This is a genomic window from Herbaspirillum huttiense, assembly GCF_047300815.1.
Taxonomy (GTDB): domain Bacteria; phylum Pseudomonadota; class Gammaproteobacteria; order Burkholderiales; family Burkholderiaceae_D; genus Herbaspirillum; species Herbaspirillum huttiense_A.
The window spans coordinates 3439769-3455113 of the sequence record NZ_CP178608.1; the positions used below are offsets into that span (position 1 = coordinate 3439769).

12 protein-coding genes are annotated in these 15345 nt (G+C 61.7%); 4 read left to right on the forward strand and 8 right to left on the reverse strand.

What is annotated here, in order from left to right; genetic code table 11:
* Positions 1-7: 7 nt before the first annotated feature.
* The 8 genes from ACLRDN_RS15775 to ACLRDN_RS15810 all read right to left on the reverse strand — a co-directional run bounded on the left by ACLRDN_RS15775 (position 8) and on the right by ACLRDN_RS15810 (position 9351).
* The gene (locus ACLRDN_RS15775) at positions 8-2872 is read right to left on the reverse strand and encodes a 2-oxoglutarate dehydrogenase E1 component (RefSeq protein WP_413457054.1); all 2865 of its coding nucleotides are present in this window, start codon (positions 2870-2872) and stop codon (positions 8-10) included.
* A gap of 367 nt (positions 2873-3239) precedes the next feature.
* Positions 3240-4541: a citrate synthase gene (gltA, locus tag ACLRDN_RS15780; protein ID WP_413457055.1), complete on the reverse strand. Its 1302-nt coding sequence runs from the start codon at positions 4539-4541 to the stop codon at positions 3240-3242.
* Between the two features lie 159 nt (positions 4542-4700).
* Positions 4701-4985 (reverse strand): succinate dehydrogenase assembly factor 2, encoded by a 285-nt coding sequence (locus tag ACLRDN_RS15785; protein ID WP_008329929.1) that lies wholly within the window; start codon positions 4983-4985, stop codon positions 4701-4703.
* Positions 4986-5117: 132 nt separating this feature from the next.
* Positions 5118-5828, reverse strand: coding sequence for a succinate dehydrogenase iron-sulfur subunit (locus ACLRDN_RS15790; RefSeq protein ID WP_006463281.1), 711 nt, complete (start codon positions 5826-5828; stop codon positions 5118-5120).
* A gap of 11 nt (positions 5829-5839) precedes the next feature.
* Positions 5840-7618 (reverse strand): succinate dehydrogenase flavoprotein subunit, encoded by a 1779-nt coding sequence (gene sdhA / locus ACLRDN_RS15795; protein WP_413457056.1) that lies wholly within the window; start codon positions 7616-7618, stop codon positions 5840-5842.
* 2 nt (positions 7619-7620) lie between these two features.
* Entirely contained in the window at positions 7621-7986 is a 366-nt protein-coding gene (gene sdhD / locus ACLRDN_RS15800; RefSeq protein ID WP_413457057.1) for a succinate dehydrogenase, hydrophobic membrane anchor protein, read from the reverse strand.
* A 2-nt stretch (positions 7987-7988) separates the two neighbouring features.
* Complete coding sequence (sdhC, locus tag ACLRDN_RS15805; RefSeq protein WP_034333991.1) at positions 7989-8399, reverse strand: succinate dehydrogenase, cytochrome b556 subunit; 411 nt, start codon at positions 8397-8399, stop codon at positions 7989-7991.
* Between the two features lie 166 nt (positions 8400-8565).
* Entirely contained in the window at positions 8566-9351 is a 786-nt protein-coding gene (locus ACLRDN_RS15810; RefSeq protein ID WP_413460404.1) for a GntR family transcriptional regulator, read from the reverse strand.
* A 468-nt stretch (positions 9352-9819) separates the two neighbouring features.
* On the opposite strand from ACLRDN_RS15810, the gene ACLRDN_RS15815 reads away from it, so the two are divergent.
* The 4 genes from ACLRDN_RS15815 to acnA all read left to right on the forward strand — a co-directional run bounded on the left by ACLRDN_RS15815 (position 9820) and on the right by acnA (position 15345).
* Entirely contained in the window at positions 9820-10809 is a 990-nt protein-coding gene (locus ACLRDN_RS15815) for a malate dehydrogenase (RefSeq protein ID WP_034350453.1), read from the forward strand.
* 117 nt (positions 10810-10926) lie between these two features.
* Entirely contained in the window at positions 10927-11928 is a 1002-nt protein-coding gene (locus tag ACLRDN_RS15820) for an HpcH/HpaI aldolase/citrate lyase family protein (protein WP_413457058.1), read from the forward strand.
* 20 nt (positions 11929-11948) lie between these two features.
* On the forward strand, positions 11949-12491 hold the full coding sequence (locus tag ACLRDN_RS15825; RefSeq protein ID WP_413457059.1) for a hypothetical protein: 543 nt from the start codon (positions 11949-11951) through the stop codon (positions 12489-12491).
* 142 nt (positions 12492-12633) lie between these two features.
* On the forward strand, positions 12634-15345 hold the full coding sequence (gene acnA / locus ACLRDN_RS15830; protein WP_413457060.1) for an aconitate hydratase AcnA: 2712 nt from the start codon (positions 12634-12636) through the stop codon (positions 15343-15345).

Sequence of the window (15345 nt, forward strand, 5' to 3'; positions counted from 1 at the left end):
TCGATGATTACTTGGTCAGCACAAAGCCCTTGAGCTTGGCGAAGGCGGTTTCGATCAGTGCCTTTTGCTGTGCGTAGTGCTTGTCGTAGTAACCGACGGCCGGCGAGGCGCTGGCCGGGCGGCCTGCATAGGCCAGCTTCTGACCTTCGGAGAGATTCTCGAAGATGTTGTGCTGGATCTGCAGCCATGCGCCCTGGTTCTGCGGCTCGTCCTGTGCCCACACGAGTTCGTTGAAGTTGGGGAACTGCTTCAACGCGGCCGCGAAGGCCTTGTGCGGGAACGGATACAGCTGCTCGACGCGGATGATGGCGGTATCGGTCTGGCCACGTTCCTTGCGGGCGTTGACCAGGTCGTAGTACACCTTGCCCGAGCAGGCGACGATGCGCTTGACCTTCTTGGCGTCGATGGTTTCATCGACTTCCGGAATCACGGTCTGGAACGAACCCTTGGCCAGGTCGGACAGCGGCGAACCGGCATCCTTGTTACGCAGCAGCGACTTCGGCGTCATGATGATGAGCGGCTTGCGGAACAGGCGGATCATCTGGCGACGCAGCAGGTGGAAGATCTGCGCAGCGGTAGTGGGCTGCACGACCTGCATGTTGTTGTCGGCGCACAGCTGGAGGTAACGCTCGATACGTGCCGAAGAGTGCTCCGGACCCTGGCCTTCGTAGCCGTGGGGCAGCATCTGCACCAGGCCCGAGGCACGGCCCCACTTCACTTCGCCGGAGCTGATGAACTGGTCCATGACGACCTGGGCACCGTTGGCGAAGTCGCCGAACTGGGCTTCCCAGATGGTCAGGGTGTTCGGTTCAGCGGTCGAGTAGCCGTATTCGAAGGCCAGCACGGCTTCTTCGGACAGCACCGAGTCGATCACGGTGAAGGTGGACTGGTTTTCCGCCACGTTCTGCAGCGGGATGAAGGTACCGGCATCCCAACGCTCGCGGTTCTGGTCGTGCAGCACGGCGTGACGGTGGGTGAAGGTGCCACGGCCGGCATCCTGGCCGGTCAGGCGCACGGCATAGCCGGAGGAAACCAGGCTGGCGTAGGCCAGGTGTTCACCCATGCCCCAGTCCAGGTTCATTTCGCCACGGCCCATGGCGGCGCGGTCGTTCAAGACCTTCTCGACCAGCGAGTGCACCTTGAAGCCTTCCGGCACGGTGGTGATCTTGGTAGCCAGGCGCTTCAGTTCAGCCAGCGGCACGGCGGTTTCGGCCGCGTCGGTCCACTTGCGGTTCAGGAACGGCAGCCAGTCGACGGCGTACTTGCTCTTGAAGTTGGTCAGCACCGGGTCGATGGCGTGCTTGCCGGCGTCCATCGCGGCGCGGTAAGCCTTGACCAGTTCTTCGCCGCCATCGGCGGCAATGGTCTGCTGGGTCACCAGCTTGTCGGCGTAGAGCTTGCGGGTGCCGGGGTGCTGGGCGATCTTCTTGTACATCAGCGGCTGGGTCAGAGCAGGCGTATCTTGCTCGTTGTGGCCCAGCTTGCGGAAGCAGATGATGTCGACCACGATGTCCTTCTTGAACTTCATGCGGTAGTCGACAGCGATCTGGGTGGCGAACACGACGGCTTCCGGATCATCGCCGTTGACGTGCAGCACCGGGGCTTCGATCATCTTGACCACGTCCGAGCAGTACAGGGTCGAACGGGAGTCGCGCGGATCGGAAGTGGTGAAACCGATCTGGTTGTTGATGACGATGTGAACGGTGCCGCCCGTGCCGTAGCCACGGGTCTGTGCCAGGTTCAGGGTTTCCATCACCACGCCTTGGCCGGCGAAGGCGGCATCGCCGTGCACCAGGATCGGCAGCACTTGCGAACCATCCTTGTCGCCGCGGCGATCCATACGCGCCTTGACCGAACCCTCGACCACCGGGTTGACGATTTCCAGGTGCGACGGGTTGAAGGCCAGCGACAGGTGGACCGGACCGCCAGGGGTCGACACGTCCGAGGAGAAGCCTTGGTGGTACTTGACGTCACCGGCCGGCAGGTCGTCAGCGTGACGGCCTTCGAATTCGGAGAACAGTTCCTGCGGGGTCTTGCCCAGGATGTTGACCAGCACGTTCAGGCGGCCACGGTGGGCCATGCCGATCACGATTTCCTGCACACCCTTTTCACCGGCGCGCTGGATGGTTTCATCCAGGGAGGCGATGAAGGACTCGCCGCCTTCCAGCGAGAAGCGCTTCTGGCCAACGTACTTGGTGTGGAGATAGCGCTCCAGGCCTTCAGCGGCGGTCAGGCGCTCCAGGATGTGCTTCTTCTTGTCGGAGGAGAAGCTGGGCACGGCACGGGTCGGCTCCAGGCGCTCTTCCAGCCAGCGCACTTCCGACATGTCGGAGATGTAGGTGAACTCGGCACCGATGGAGCGCGTGTAGGTGTCGCGCAGCATCTGCAACAGGTCGCGCAGCGAGGCGGTTTCCGGGCCGAAGTAGGTGTTGTTGATGTTGAACACGATGTCCATGTCGGCATCGGTGAAGCCGTAGAAGGAGGGATCGAGTTCGGGGATGTTGGGGCGTTCCTGGCGTTGCAGCGGGTCCAGGTTGGCGAAACGGGAACCGAGGTCACGGTAGCCGGCGATCAGCTGGGTGACAGCGACGCGCTTGCGGCCCATGTCGGAGTCGGCGGATGCGATGACGGTGCGGATCGGGCCTTGCTTGGCACGTTCGGCGAAGGAAGCGATCACCGGAGCGTGGGCCACATCGGGACGGGTGGAGCCGTCGGTGGCGGGAACGTGTTGCACGGCGTCGAAGTAAGCACGCCAGTTATCAGGGACGGAGCCGGGGTTGTTCAGATAGGCTTCGTACAGTTCTTCGATGTACGGAGCATTCCCACCGAACAGGTAGGAGTTGATGTTGTATTGCTCGTAGAGCTTTGTCATTTGCTCACCTTTCTTCGCGCTTCGCGAGATTAGCGGGTTTCTACACCTTCCGCGACACGGCCTGACCGGTTAGCGGATTGCATCAAGTTGTGGGGAAGGACCTTGTCTACCTGAACTTCTGTGTGTCATCCAGTCAGCGCATCGGAATTATATCTCCTAATATCAAATAAAAAAGCGAATCCTAAGGGATTCGCTTTTTTATTTGAAACATGAAGCAACGGGCGTTTCCGCCCGCCAACGCACGCCCGCAAAGCCTTGCCGCGCGGGCCTCGCTGCCCTCCTCCGATTACTCCCGGAAGACGGGAAACGCTGCGTTGGCGAGGCCTTTGTTGTCCGTCCGACAAGGCAGACGGACAACATCCGGCGATCAGCGCTTGTCGATCGGGGCAACGTCGCGACGCGGCGAGCCGACGAACAGCTGACGGGGACGGCCGATCTTCTGTTCCGGATCCGAAATCATTTCGTTCCACTGGGCGATCCAGCCGATGGTACGGGCCATGGCGAAGATGCAGGTGAACATCGAGGTCGGGATACCCAGGGCGCGCTGCACGATGCCGGAGTAGAAGTCGACGTTCGGGTACAGCTTGCGGGAGACGAAGTAGTCGTCTTCCAGGGCGATCTTTTCCAGCTCCATGGCCAGCTTGAACAGCGGGTCGTCGTGCAGGCCCAGTTCGTTGAGGACTTCGTAGCAGGTTTCGCGCATCAGCTTGGCACGCGGGTCGTAGTTCTTGTAGACGCGGTGACCGAAGCCCATCAGCTTCACGCCAGAGTTCTTGTCCTTCACTTGCTTGATGAACTCGGGGATCTTGTCCACGGAGCCGATCTCTTCCAGCATGTTCAGGGCGGCCTCGTTGGCACCACCGTGGGCAGGACCCCACAGGCAGGCGATGCCGGCAGCGATACATGCGAACGGGTTGGCACCGGAGGAACCGGCCAGGCGCACCGTCGAGGTCGAGGCGTTCTGTTCGTGGTCGGCATGCAGGATCAGGATGCGGTCCAGTGCGCGCACCAGGACTTCATTGACCTGATACTCTTCGCACGGGTTGGCGAACATCATGCGCATGAAGTTGGCCGTGTAGGACAAGTCATTGCGCGGATACACGAAAGGCTGGCCGATGCTGTACTTGTAGGCCATCGCCACCAGGGTCGGCAGCTTGGCGATCATGCGGATGGCCGAGACTTCGCGGTGGTTGGGGTTGGAGATGTCCAGCGAGTCGTGGTAGAAGGCCGACAGCGCGCCCACCGAGCCGGTCAGCACCGCCATCGGGTGCGCATCGCGGCGGAAGCCACGGAAGAAGAAGTTCATCTGCTCGTGCACCATGGTGTGCTGGGTCACGGTCTTGACGAATTCTTCCTTCTGGGTGGCGTTGGGCAGTTCACCGTGCAGCAGCAGGTAGCAGGATTCCAGGAAGTCGCAGTTCACTGCCAGCTGTTCGATCGGGTAGCCGCGGTACAGCAGTTCGCCCTTGTCGCCATCGATGTAGGTGATGGACGAGTTGCAGGAAGCGGTGGACATGAAGCCCGGGTCATAGGTGAACTTGCCGGTAGCGCCGTAGAGCTTGCGGATATCGATCACATCAGGGCCGATGCTGCCCTTGTAGATAGGAAAATCTACGGACGGAGAGCCGTCGGAGAACGACAGGGTAGCTTTGATATCGGTATTGGACATAGCTTTTCCTTTTGCTGGGATGGTGAAACCGTTAATCAAACGCCGCGACCGCAAGCCGGGCGGCATCGTGGTTCAGATGCGCCGGGTGGCGTGTGGGAACAGGCCGCGATCGGGCAAAATCGGTCTGGCTTGTGGCCAGGCGCAATATTCGTGCAACAGTCAGGCAGTACGCAGTTTCTTCAGCAACGCATGCACTTGGGGCAGGTCAACCGCCGCTTCCGGCTCCTTGCGGGCCAGCAGCAAGTCCATCAGGTCGTTGTCGGTCAGGTCCATCAGGCGCGAGAAGGCATCGACCTCGTCGTCGCTCATCTGGGCCTCGTTGGCATCCAGATAGCGGGTGAGGATCAGATCATTCTCCAGCAGCCCGCGGCGCGCACGCCAGCGCAGTCGCGCCCGCTTGGCCGGATCGTCCTGGTGACGCTGTTCAGTCATGAACTCGCTCATTTCTAGTCTTTCCATTCACTTCAACCGGACCAAAACCGAAGGAACCGGTCGGGGAAGCCGCTTCCAGCCCTGCTCCCCCTTGCTGCCGCCCGCCATGGACGGCGGGTCTGGCAGGCATCACACCGATCCGGCTTACACCGAACGGCGCACCATCAGTTCCTTGATCTTGCCGATGGCCTTGTTGGGGTTCAGACCCTTGGGGCAGACATCGACGCAGTTCATGATGGAACGGCAACGGAACAGGCGATACGGGTCTTCCAGGTTGTCCAGGCGCGCACCGGTGGCTTCGTCGCGGCTGTCGGCGATGAAGCGGTAGGCTTGCAGCAGGCCGGCCGGGCCGACGAACTTGTCCGGGTTCCACCAGAACGACGGACAGGAAGTCGAGCAGCAGGCGCACAGGATGCACTCGTAGACGCCATCGAGCTCTTCACGCTGTTCGGGCGACTGCAGGCGCTCCTTCTCGGGAGGAATGCTGTCGTTGATCAGGTAGGGCTTGATCGAATCGTATTGCTTGAAGAAGTTGGTCATGTCCACGATCAGGTCGCGGATCACCGGCAGGCCAGGCAGCGGCTTCAGAACGATGGGTTCGGTCAGTTCGTTCAGGTTGGTGATGCAGGCCAGGCCGTTCTTGCCGTTGATGTTCATGGCGTCCGAACCGCACACGCCTTCGCGGCAGGAGCGGCGCAGTGCCAGGGAATCGTCGACATCTGACTTGATGCGTTGCAGGGCATCCAGCAGCATCTTGTCGGTGGGCTTCAGTTCCACCGTCAGGTCTTGCATGTACGGCTTGTCGTCCTTGTCCGGATCGTAACGATAGATCTTGAATTTCAGGGTGCGAGTCATGTTGCGACCTCTTAGAAAGTACGTGCTTTAGGTTTGAAAGTCTCGACGGTCAGCGGCTGCATGTTGACCGGCTTGTAGTCGAGACGATTCCCCTCGGAGAACCACAGCGTGTGCTTGAGCCAGTTCACATCGTCGCGCTGCTCGTAATCGCTGTGCGCGTGGGCGCCGCGCGATTCCTTGCGGGCGGCGGCCGAAGTGATGGTGGCCTTGGCCGTTTCGATAAGGTTATCCAGTTCCAGCGCTTCCACACGGGCGGTGTTGAAGACCTTGGACTTGTCCTTGAAGGAGACGTGCTTGCGGCGCTCGTCCAGCTCCATGATCTTCTTGTAGCCTTCCTGCAGCAGGGCGTCGGTACGGAACACGCCGCAGTACTTCTGCATGGTGGCACGGATGTCGTTGGCCACGTCCTGCACGCGCTCGGAACCGGTGCTGCTTTCCAGGTGCGCGATGCGTTCCAGCGAGCGGTCCAGGGCACCGGCCGGGATCGGCTTGTGGCTCTGGTCCTGCAGGCGGCTGCCGACGATGTGGTTACCGGCTGCGCGGCCGAAGACCACCAGGTCCAGCAGCGAGTTGGTACCCAGGCGGTTGGCACCGTGCACCGAGACGCAGGCGCATTCGCCGATGGCGTACATGCCCTGCACCACTTCCTTCATCGAGCCACCCTTGGGCGCGACCACCTGGCCGTGGATGTTGGTGGGGATGCCACCCATCTGGTAGTGGATGGTCGGCACGACAGGGATAGGCTCCTTGGTCGCATCGACGTTGGCGAACTTGTGGGCGATTTCCAGAATCGACGGCAGGCGCTTCTTGATGGTGTCGGCACCGATGTGGCGCAGATCAAGCAGCACGTGATCCTTGTGGGGACCGACGCCGCGGCCTTCCTTGATTTCCTGGTCCATCGAACGCGAGACGAAGTCACGCGGTGCCAGATCCTTCAGGGTCGGCGCATAGCGCTCCATGAAGCGTTCGCCGTTGCTGTTGATCAGGATGCCGCCTTCGCCGCGCACGCCTTCAGTGATCAGCACGCCCGCGCCGGCCACGCCGGTCGGGTGAAACTGCCAGAACTCCATGTCCTGCAGCGGCAGGCCGGCACGTGCGGCCATGCCCATGCCGTCGCCGGTGTTGATGAAGGCATTGGTCGATGCCGCCCAGATACGGCCTGCGCCGCCGGTGGCGAACAGGGTGGTCTTGGCGTGCAGCATCATGATTTCGCCGGTTTCCATTTCCAGCGCCACCACGCCGAGGACATCGCCCTCTTCGTTGCGGATCACGTCCAGCGCCATCCACTCCACGAAGAAGTGGGTCTTGGCGCGCACGTTGCGCTGATACAGGGTGTGCAGCAGCGCGTGACCGGTACGGTCAGCGGCGGCACAGGCACGCTGCACCGGCTTTTCGCCCAGGTTGGCGGTGTGGCCGCCGAAGGGACGCTGGTAGATGGTGCCGTCCGGGTTGCGGTCGAAGGGCATGCCGAAGTGTTCCAGCTCGTAGACAGCCTTCGGTGCTTCGCGGCACATGAATTCGATGGCGTCCTGGTCGCCCAGATAGTCCGAACCCTTGACGGTGTCGAACATGTGCCAGTACCAGTTGTCTTCGGACATGTTGCCCAGCGAAGCGCCGATGCCGCCTTGGGCAGCTACGGTGTGCGAGCGGGTCGGGAAGACTTTGGACAGGACAGCGACGTTCAGGCCGGCTTCGGCCAGTTGCAGCGAGGCGCGCATGCCGGAGCCACCGGCGCCGACGATGACCGCGTCAAAGCGGCGGGTAGTGATGGCGGATTTGATAGCAGCCACGATTAGTTTCTCCAGAGAATCTGCGCAGCGTAGCCAGCGCAACCGATCAGCCACACGATAGTGGCAACTTGCAGGACCAGACGGGTGCCAACAGGCTTGACGTAGTCCATCAGCGCGTCACGCACGCCAATCCAGGCGTGGAAGAACAGCGCCATGAACACGGCAAAGGTGGCCAACTTGAACCATTGATGCGAGAACAGCGCCGCCCAGCCCTGATAGCTGAAGTTGGTCGAGGTGAAGAAGCACACCAGCAGGATGACGGTGTAGACGGCCATCACGACGGCGGTCGCGCGTTGCGCCAGCCAGTCACGCAGGCCATAGTGGGCGCCAACGACCAGGCGCTTGGGTCCGATGTTGTTATCAGCCATTTTCAGAACACTCCGAACAGTTTCAATGCGACCAGGATCATCAGCGCGATGCTGACCACCAGGACAGTTGCCGAGGACTTGCGTGCGCTGTCCTTGTCCAGGCCAACGTGGTTGTCCATGATCAGGTGGCGAATGCCGGCGCAGAAGTGATGCAGGTAGGCCCAGGAAAGTGCCAGGATGACGAGCTTGACGAACCAGCCCGAGACGAAGCCCTTGAGATAGGCGAAAGTACCTTCCGAGAGCAGGCTGCTGTCCAGCAAGAACAGGATGAAAGGCAGCATCAGGAACAGGAACAGACCGCTGATGCGGTGCATGATCGAGACCAGAGCGGCCAGGGGCATGCGGTAGCCGGCAATTTGGGTTAGGTGTATGTTACGAAATTGCGGCCGTTGTGGTTTAGCGGCTTCAGACATACAAGGTTCTCCTCAGTTTAAAACAATCATGCAATTTTCGCCGATTTTCGAAATCACCATCAACTTTTATTGCGCTTCGCAGCATGCCGAAAAGGCTTGACACCAGCCCTTCTGCGCTGGACAGGCAGGACCCGCCAGCACCGGGCGACGACCGGTTTCGGTTTGCTCAGCTCAACTCGCTTTGGTAATGATGATTCGTCGTCAGGTACAGACCGCGCCGCATTTCCACCGGCTTGTCGCCATAGGTAAATGAAGCCCGCTCCACACTCAGCAACGGCGTTTGGGGCGTTACGCCCAGAAACTCTGCGGCATCCGGATCCGCCCCGACGGCACGGATGCGTTCTTCGGCACGGATCATGCGCGTGCCGAACTCCGACTCGAACAGGCCATACAGGGGCCCGCGGTATTCCATGAGGCGCTCGGCCGTCAGCCCCTTGAAGATGGCGCCAGGCAGCCAGATGTCTTCGAGGATGATGGGAGTGCCGTTGAAGGATTTTACCCGGCGAATGAAAATGACGGAGTCGCCCGACTTCATGTCGAGCTGACGCGCCACCTCAGCCGAGGCGCGTACGCGCTTGACTTCGATGATCTTGTTTTCGGGACGCTGCGGCTCGTCGCTGTCGGCCATGAGCCGCAGGAAGCGGAACTGCGCCTGGGTCTCATGATGGGTGGCGACGAAGGTCCCCTTGCCCTGGCGGCGCACCACCAGGTTTTCAGCCGCCAGTTCGTCGATGGCCTTGCGCACCGTCCCCTGACTGACCTTGAAACGGCTGCCCAACTCGACTTCACTGGGAATGAGCTCACCGGGCTTCCACTCCCCTGCTTCGAGGCGCTGCATGATGAGCGCCTTGATCTGCTGGTACAACGGACTGAAGGTGGGCGCCGGACTGGCAACACCCGCCCCCGCGGCGTGCGCGTCGACGTTGTTTGGATTGGGCAGGATCGAGCTCATAACCTCGAATTTCACCACAAAACTCCTTCCGGCGTCCAGCAAAAACTAGGCAATAATATGTCTTATATAAGACATAAGATATTGATTGACAGCAGTCTTTCGCAAGCCTACACTCGCGAGCAACCTGAAGAGCCGCAAGGCAGACAGGGAGCGATCTACCGGTCAGTAGACGATAACGAGAATCGCTCTCATCAAGGCCATCGCGGCGCGGTTGTTTTCTGCAGGCAGAACACAAGTTTGACAGGTTTTTGATTTGTCGGCAGAGCCCGGTCCGAAAGCAACTGACTCGCTGCGTTTTCGACGGTATCATGGCGGCCTAACAAGAATTCGAGGAAGTCGCGCATTTCTTCATGCGCAAACCAGAAGCCACCGCTACACGGCCCTGCCGCGCCTTGCGCGACGTGACCGCAAGCTGCGCTTCGCTGCAGTCTGAATGCTTTTTTTCATCACCTCTTTTGGAGATTCAACATGGCTAAAGCCCCCATGCGTGTTGCCGTCACCGGCGCCGCCGGTCAGATCGGTTACTCCCTGCTGTTCCGCATCGCCAATGGCGATCTGCTGGGCAAAGACCAGCCGGTCATCCTGCAACTGCTGGAAATCCCCGATGAGAAGGCTCAGAAGGCGCTCAAGGGCGTCATCATGGAAATCGACGACTGTGCCTTCCCCCTGCTGGCTGGCGTGACCGCCCACAGCGATCCGATGACCGCCTTCAAGGATGCCGACATCGCCCTGCTGGTCGGTGCCCGTCCCCGCGGCCCCGGCATGGAGCGCAAGGACCTGCTGGAAGCCAACGCCCAGATCTTCACCGTGCAAGGCAAGGCCCTGGACGCCGTCGCATCCCGCAACGTCAAGGTGCTGGTGGTCGGCAACCCGGCCAACACCAACGCCTACATCGCCATGAAGTCGGCCCCGAACCTGCCGGCCAAGAACTTCACCGCCATGCTGCGCCTGGACCACAACCGCGCCCTGTCGCAAGTGGCTGCCAAGATCGGCAAGCCGGTCTCGGCCATCGAAAAGCTGTGCGTGTGGGGCAACCACTCGCCGACCATGTACGCCGACTACCGCTTCGCGACCGCCGATGGCGCTTCCGTCAAGGACACCATCAACGACCAGGAATGGAACAAGAACGTGTTCCTGCCCACCGTCGGCAAGCGCGGTGCCGCCATCATCGAAGCCCGTGGCCTGTCCTCGGCCGCTTCGGCCGCCAATGCCGCCATCGACCACGTGCGTGACTGGGTGCTGGGCACCAACGGCAAGTGGACCACCATGGGTATCCCCTCCGACGGTTCCTACGGCATCCCCGAAGGCACCATGTTCGGCTTCCCGGTGACCACCGAAAACGGCGAGTACAAGATCGTCCAGGGCCTGGAGATCGATGAGTTCTCGCAAGAGCGCATCAACATCACGCTCAAGGAACTGCTGGAAGAGCGCGAAGGCGTCAAGCATCTGGTCGGCTAATTGACCACGGCGCGGCGGCCCTTTCCGGGTGCCGCGCCGATCGTTTCGCAGCATCGCCGTATTGCAGTACCTGACATCACCCGTTCCGACAACCTTACCCCGCTCTCAATCGCAGCAATGCATCCTTCCCAGGTCTTGTTCCCAGGTGCCCAGCAACCGGTTTCGCTTCCGGTGTGCGATCACTACGCCGGCTCCGAAAAGCTGATGCGCAAGTCGATGGCCCTGCAGCAGGAGCTCGGTCCCTTGTTCGACATCACCTTCGACTGTGAAGATGGCGCTGCCGCCGGCAATGAAGCCGCGCACGCCGAGCTGGTCGCCTCGCTCATCGCCAGCCCCGGCAATGTCCACCGCCGCATTGGCGCGCGCGTGCATGACGTGGGCCATGCGCATTTCGAGCAGGACGTGGCCATCATCTGCGGCGCCGCTGCGCGCGAGCTGGCTTACGTGATGTTGCCCAAGCCCGAAGGGATCGACGACGTGCGCCGCGCCCTGGAGAGCATCAACCGTACCGCCAATGCGGCCGGCCGTGCGCAGTTGCCGGTGCAGGTCTTGATCGAGACCCATGGCGCGCTGGCTGACGCCGGCAAGATCGCCGCCCTGCCCCAGGTGCAGTCGCTGTCGTTCGGGGTGATGGATTTCGTCTCGGCCCATTACGGGGCCATTCCTGGCAGCGCCATGCGCTCGCCCGGACAGTTCGACCATCCGCTGGTGCGCCGCGCCAAGCTGGACATTGCTGCCGCCTGCCATGCGCACGGCAAGGTGCCGTCGCACAACGTGACCACCGACATCAAGAATCCCGCCGCCGTGGCTGACGATGCGCGCCGCGCGGCACAGGAGTTTGGCTATACCCGGATGTGGAGCATCCATCCGGACCAGATCGGCCCGATCGTGCAAGCCATGTCCCCGGCGACCGAAGAAGCCGACCTGGCGGCACAGATCTTGCTCAAGGCGCAGGCGGTGCAGTGGGGCCCGATCCAGCATCAGGGCAACCTGCACGACCGCGCCAGTTATCGCTATTACTGGAGTATCCTGCAACGCGCGCACGCCACCGGCATCGCGCTGCCGCCGGAGACTGCACCCTGGTTCGCCCGCGGCGACTCCCCTTCAACCACGCAGTAAATTTGTTTCGACCGACGTCCATGAAAAAGCACCTGACTCTCATCGCCCTGCTGGGCGCTCTCTTCGCCACCGCCGGCATCACTGTGGCGCACGCTGAAACCGATACCAAACCGGCTGCCAAGAAAAAGGTCGTCAAGAAGGCGCCCGCCAAGAAGGCTGCAGCCGCTGCGGCCGCCGCAGTACCGGCGGCCAAGATGCCGTTCTCTTCCGAGGCCGAAGATGACGACAGCGAACCCGAACTGGGCGGCACCCTGTCGGCCGACTTCCAGTGCGAAATGGGCCACAAGCTGACCATCTGGAAGAACGAAGCCGACGACAAGCACATCGCCATCCGCTGGGACAAGCGCATCCACCGCCTGACCCGCGTGGAAACCACCACCGGTGCCAACCGCTTCGAAAACCGCAAGATGGGCCTGGTCTGGATCGGTATCCCGGCCAAGGGCCTGCTGCTGGATTCCAAGAAGGGCCAGCAGTTGGCCAATGAATGCAAGAATGCCGAGCAGATCAAGGCCGCTGAAGCAGCACCGGCGGCCACCGTCGCTGCGGCACCCCAGAAGAACTGAGCCGGCAGGCAACCGCCAGCTCATCGCGTATCAAGCAACACAGAATCACAGAATCAGGCAGCACCCCGCAGTTCACCATTGCAGCGCAAACCGGATTCGACTAGCTAGCATCACTAAATTGCCAAATTAAGGAGAAGAGGCCATGTCTCGCAACACATTGAACACCCTGAAGGAATTCCCGATTTCCGGTTCCAAGAAGGGCAAGTTCTACTCCCTGCCCGCCCTGCAAAAGTCGCTGGGCGTGAATATCTCGCGCCTGCCGGTGTCGATCCGCATCGTGCTGGAATCGGTGCTGCGCAACTGCGATGGCCAGAAGGTCACCGAAGAACACGTCAAGCAACTGGCCAACTGGGGCGCCAAGGCCGCCCGCGTGGATGAGATCCCCTTCGTGGTGGCCCGCGTGGTGCTGCAGGACTTCACCGGCGTGCCGCTGCTGGCCGACCTGGCCGCCATGCGCAACGTCGCCAGCAAGCTGGGCAAGAACCCCAAGAACATCGAACCGCTGGTGCCGGTAGACCTGGTGGTGGACCACTCGGTACAGATCGACCACTTCCGCGAGAAGAAGGCACTGGACCTGAACATGAAGCTGGAATTCTCGCGCAACAACGAGCGCTACCAGTTCATGAAGTGGGGCATGCAAGCCTTCGACACCTTCGGCGTGGTGCCCCCGGGCTTCGGCATCGTCCACCAGGTCAACCTGGAATACCTGGCACGCGGCGTGCACAACAAGACGGGCGTCTACTACCCTGACACCCTGGTCGGCACCGACTCCCACACCACCATGATCAATGGCATCGGCGTGGTCGGCTGGGGCGTGGGCGGCATCGAAGCCGAAGCCGGCATGCTGGGCCAGCCGGTCTACTTCCTGACCCCGGACGTGGTCGGCGTGAACCTGACCGGCGCGCTGCGCGAAGGCGTCACCGCCACTGACCTGGTGCTGACCATCACCGAACTGCTGCGCCAGACCAAGGTCGTGGGCAAGTTCGTCGAATTCTTCGGCGAAGGTACCGAATCGCTGTCGCTGACCGACCGCGCCACCATCGCCAACATGGCGCCGGAATACGGCGCCACCATGGGCTTCTTCCCGGTTGACGACGCCACCATCGACTACTTCAAGGGCACCGGCCGCACCAAGGCCGAGATCGACGCCTTCGAAGCCTACTTCAAGGCACAAGGCCTGTACGGCGTGCCCAAGGCCGGCCAGATCGACTACACCCAGGAAGTCTCGCTGGACCTGGGCACCGTCGCCCCGTCGCTGGCTGGTCCGAAGCGCCCGCAAGACCGTATCGAGATCGGCAACGTCAAGTCCACTTTCTCCGACCTCTTCACCAAGCCGACCGCTGAAAACGGCTTCAACAAGAAGGCCGAAGACCTGACCGCGTCCTACAAGAACGCCGATGGCGTGGATGTGCACAACGGTGACGTGCTGATCGCCGCCATCACCTCCTGCACCAACACCTCCAACCCGAGCGTGCTGCTGGCTGCTGGCCTCTTGGCCAAGAAGGCCGTGGAAGCCGGCCTGAAGGTGGCCCCGCACATCAAGACCTCGCTGGCGCCTGGCTCGCGCGTGGTCACCAAGTACCTGGAAGCGGCTGGCCTGCTGCCTTACCTGGAAAAGCTGGGCTTTGGCGTGACCGCTTACGGTTGCACCACTTGCATCGGCAACGCCGGCGACCTGACCCCGGCCATGAACGAAGCCATCGTCAAGAACGACGTGGTGGCGGCCGCCGTGCTGTCGGGCAACCGCAACTTCGAAGCCCGTATCCACCCGAACATCCGCGCCAACTTCCTGGCCTCGCCCCCGCTGGTCGTGGCTTACGCCATCGCCGGCAATGTCACCCGTGACCTGATGACCGAACCGGTGGGCAAGGGTAAGGGCGGCAAGAACGTCTATCTGGGCGACATCTGGCCGACCTCGCAAGAGATCGAAAAGCTGCTGAAGTTCGCCATGAACGCCAAGACCTTCAAGGAAAACTACGCCGATGTGAAGGGCGCACCGGGCAAGCTGTGGGAAGCCATCAAGGGCGTCGCCAAGGGCGAAGTCTACAACTGGCCGACCTCGACCTACATTGCCGAGCCGCCGTTCTTCGAGAACTTCAGCGAAGAGCCGACGGCAGCTGCCACCGGCATCAGCGGTGCCCGCGCCCTGGGCGTGTTCGGCGACTCGATCACCACCGACCACATCTCCCCGGCCGGTTCCATCAAGGAATCCAGCCCGGCCGGCAAGTGGCTGCAAGCCAATGGCGTGCTCAAGGCGGACTTCAACTCCTACGGCTCGCGCCGCGGCAACCACGAGATCATGATGCGCGGCACCTTCGCCAACGTGCGTATCAAGAACCTCATGATTCCAGCCAAGGAAGACGGCTCGCGCGTTGAAGGCGGCATCACCATTCACCAGCCTTCCGGTGAAGAAATGTCGATCTACGATGCCGCCATGAAGTACGTGGCCGAAGGTACCCCGACCATGGTCTTCGGTGGCGAAGAGTACGGTACCGGCTCCTCCCGCGACTGGGCTGCCAAGGGCACCCAGCTGCTGGGCGTGAAGGCCGTGATCGCACGCTCCTTCGAGCGTATCCACCGTTCCAACCTGGTCGGCATGGGCGTGCTGCCGCTGCAGTTCCTGGGCAACGACAGCGTGCAGTCGCTGGGCATCACCGGTGAAGAAAGCTTCGACCTGAAGGGCCTGGAAGGCGAGATCAAGCCGCAACAGGAAGCCACCCTGGTGATCCACCGCAAGAACGGCCAGACCCAGGAAGTCAAGCTGCTGCTGCGCATCGACACCCCGATCGAAGTGGACTACTACAAGCATGGCGGCATCCTGCCGTTCGTGCTGCGTCAGCTGCTGGCAGCCTAA

Bases quoted from the DNA above. Each gene is read 5' to 3' on its own strand.
- ACLRDN_RS15785 (WP_008329929.1), bottom strand. From the start codon at position 4,985: ATGAGCGAGTTCATGACTGAACAGCGTCACCAGGACGATCCGGCCAAG.
- sdhC (WP_034333991.1), bottom strand. From the start codon at position 8,399: ATGTCTGAAGCCGCTAAACCACAACGGCCGCAATTTCGTAACATACAC.
- sdhD (WP_413457057.1), bottom strand. From the start codon at position 7,986: ATGGCTGATAACAACATCGGACCCAAGCGCCTGGTCGTTGGCGCCCAC.
- ACLRDN_RS15825 (WP_413457059.1), top strand. From the start codon at position 11,949: ATGAAAAAGCACCTGACTCTCATCGCCCTGCTGGGCGCTCTCTTCGCC.
- ACLRDN_RS15815 (WP_034350453.1), top strand. From the start codon at position 9,820: ATGGCTAAAGCCCCCATGCGTGTTGCCGTCACCGGCGCCGCCGGTCAG.
- gltA (WP_413457055.1), bottom strand. From the start codon at position 4,541: ATGTCCAATACCGATATCAAAGCTACCCTGTCGTTCTCCGACGGCTCT.
- acnA (WP_413457060.1), top strand. From the start codon at position 12,634: ATGTCTCGCAACACATTGAACACCCTGAAGGAATTCCCGATTTCCGGT.
- ACLRDN_RS15790 (WP_006463281.1), bottom strand. From the start codon at position 5,828: ATGACTCGCACCCTGAAATTCAAGATCTATCGTTACGATCCGGACAAG.
- ACLRDN_RS15775 (WP_413457054.1), bottom strand. From the start codon at position 2,872: ATGACAAAGCTCTACGAGCAATACAACATCAACTCCTACCTGTTCGGT.
- ACLRDN_RS15820 (WP_413457058.1), top strand. From the start codon at position 10,927: ATGCATCCTTCCCAGGTCTTGTTCCCAGGTGCCCAGCAACCGGTTTCG.
- ACLRDN_RS15810 (WP_413460404.1), bottom strand. From the start codon at position 9,351: ATGAGCTCGATCCTGCCCAATCCAAACAACGTCGACGCGCACGCCGCG.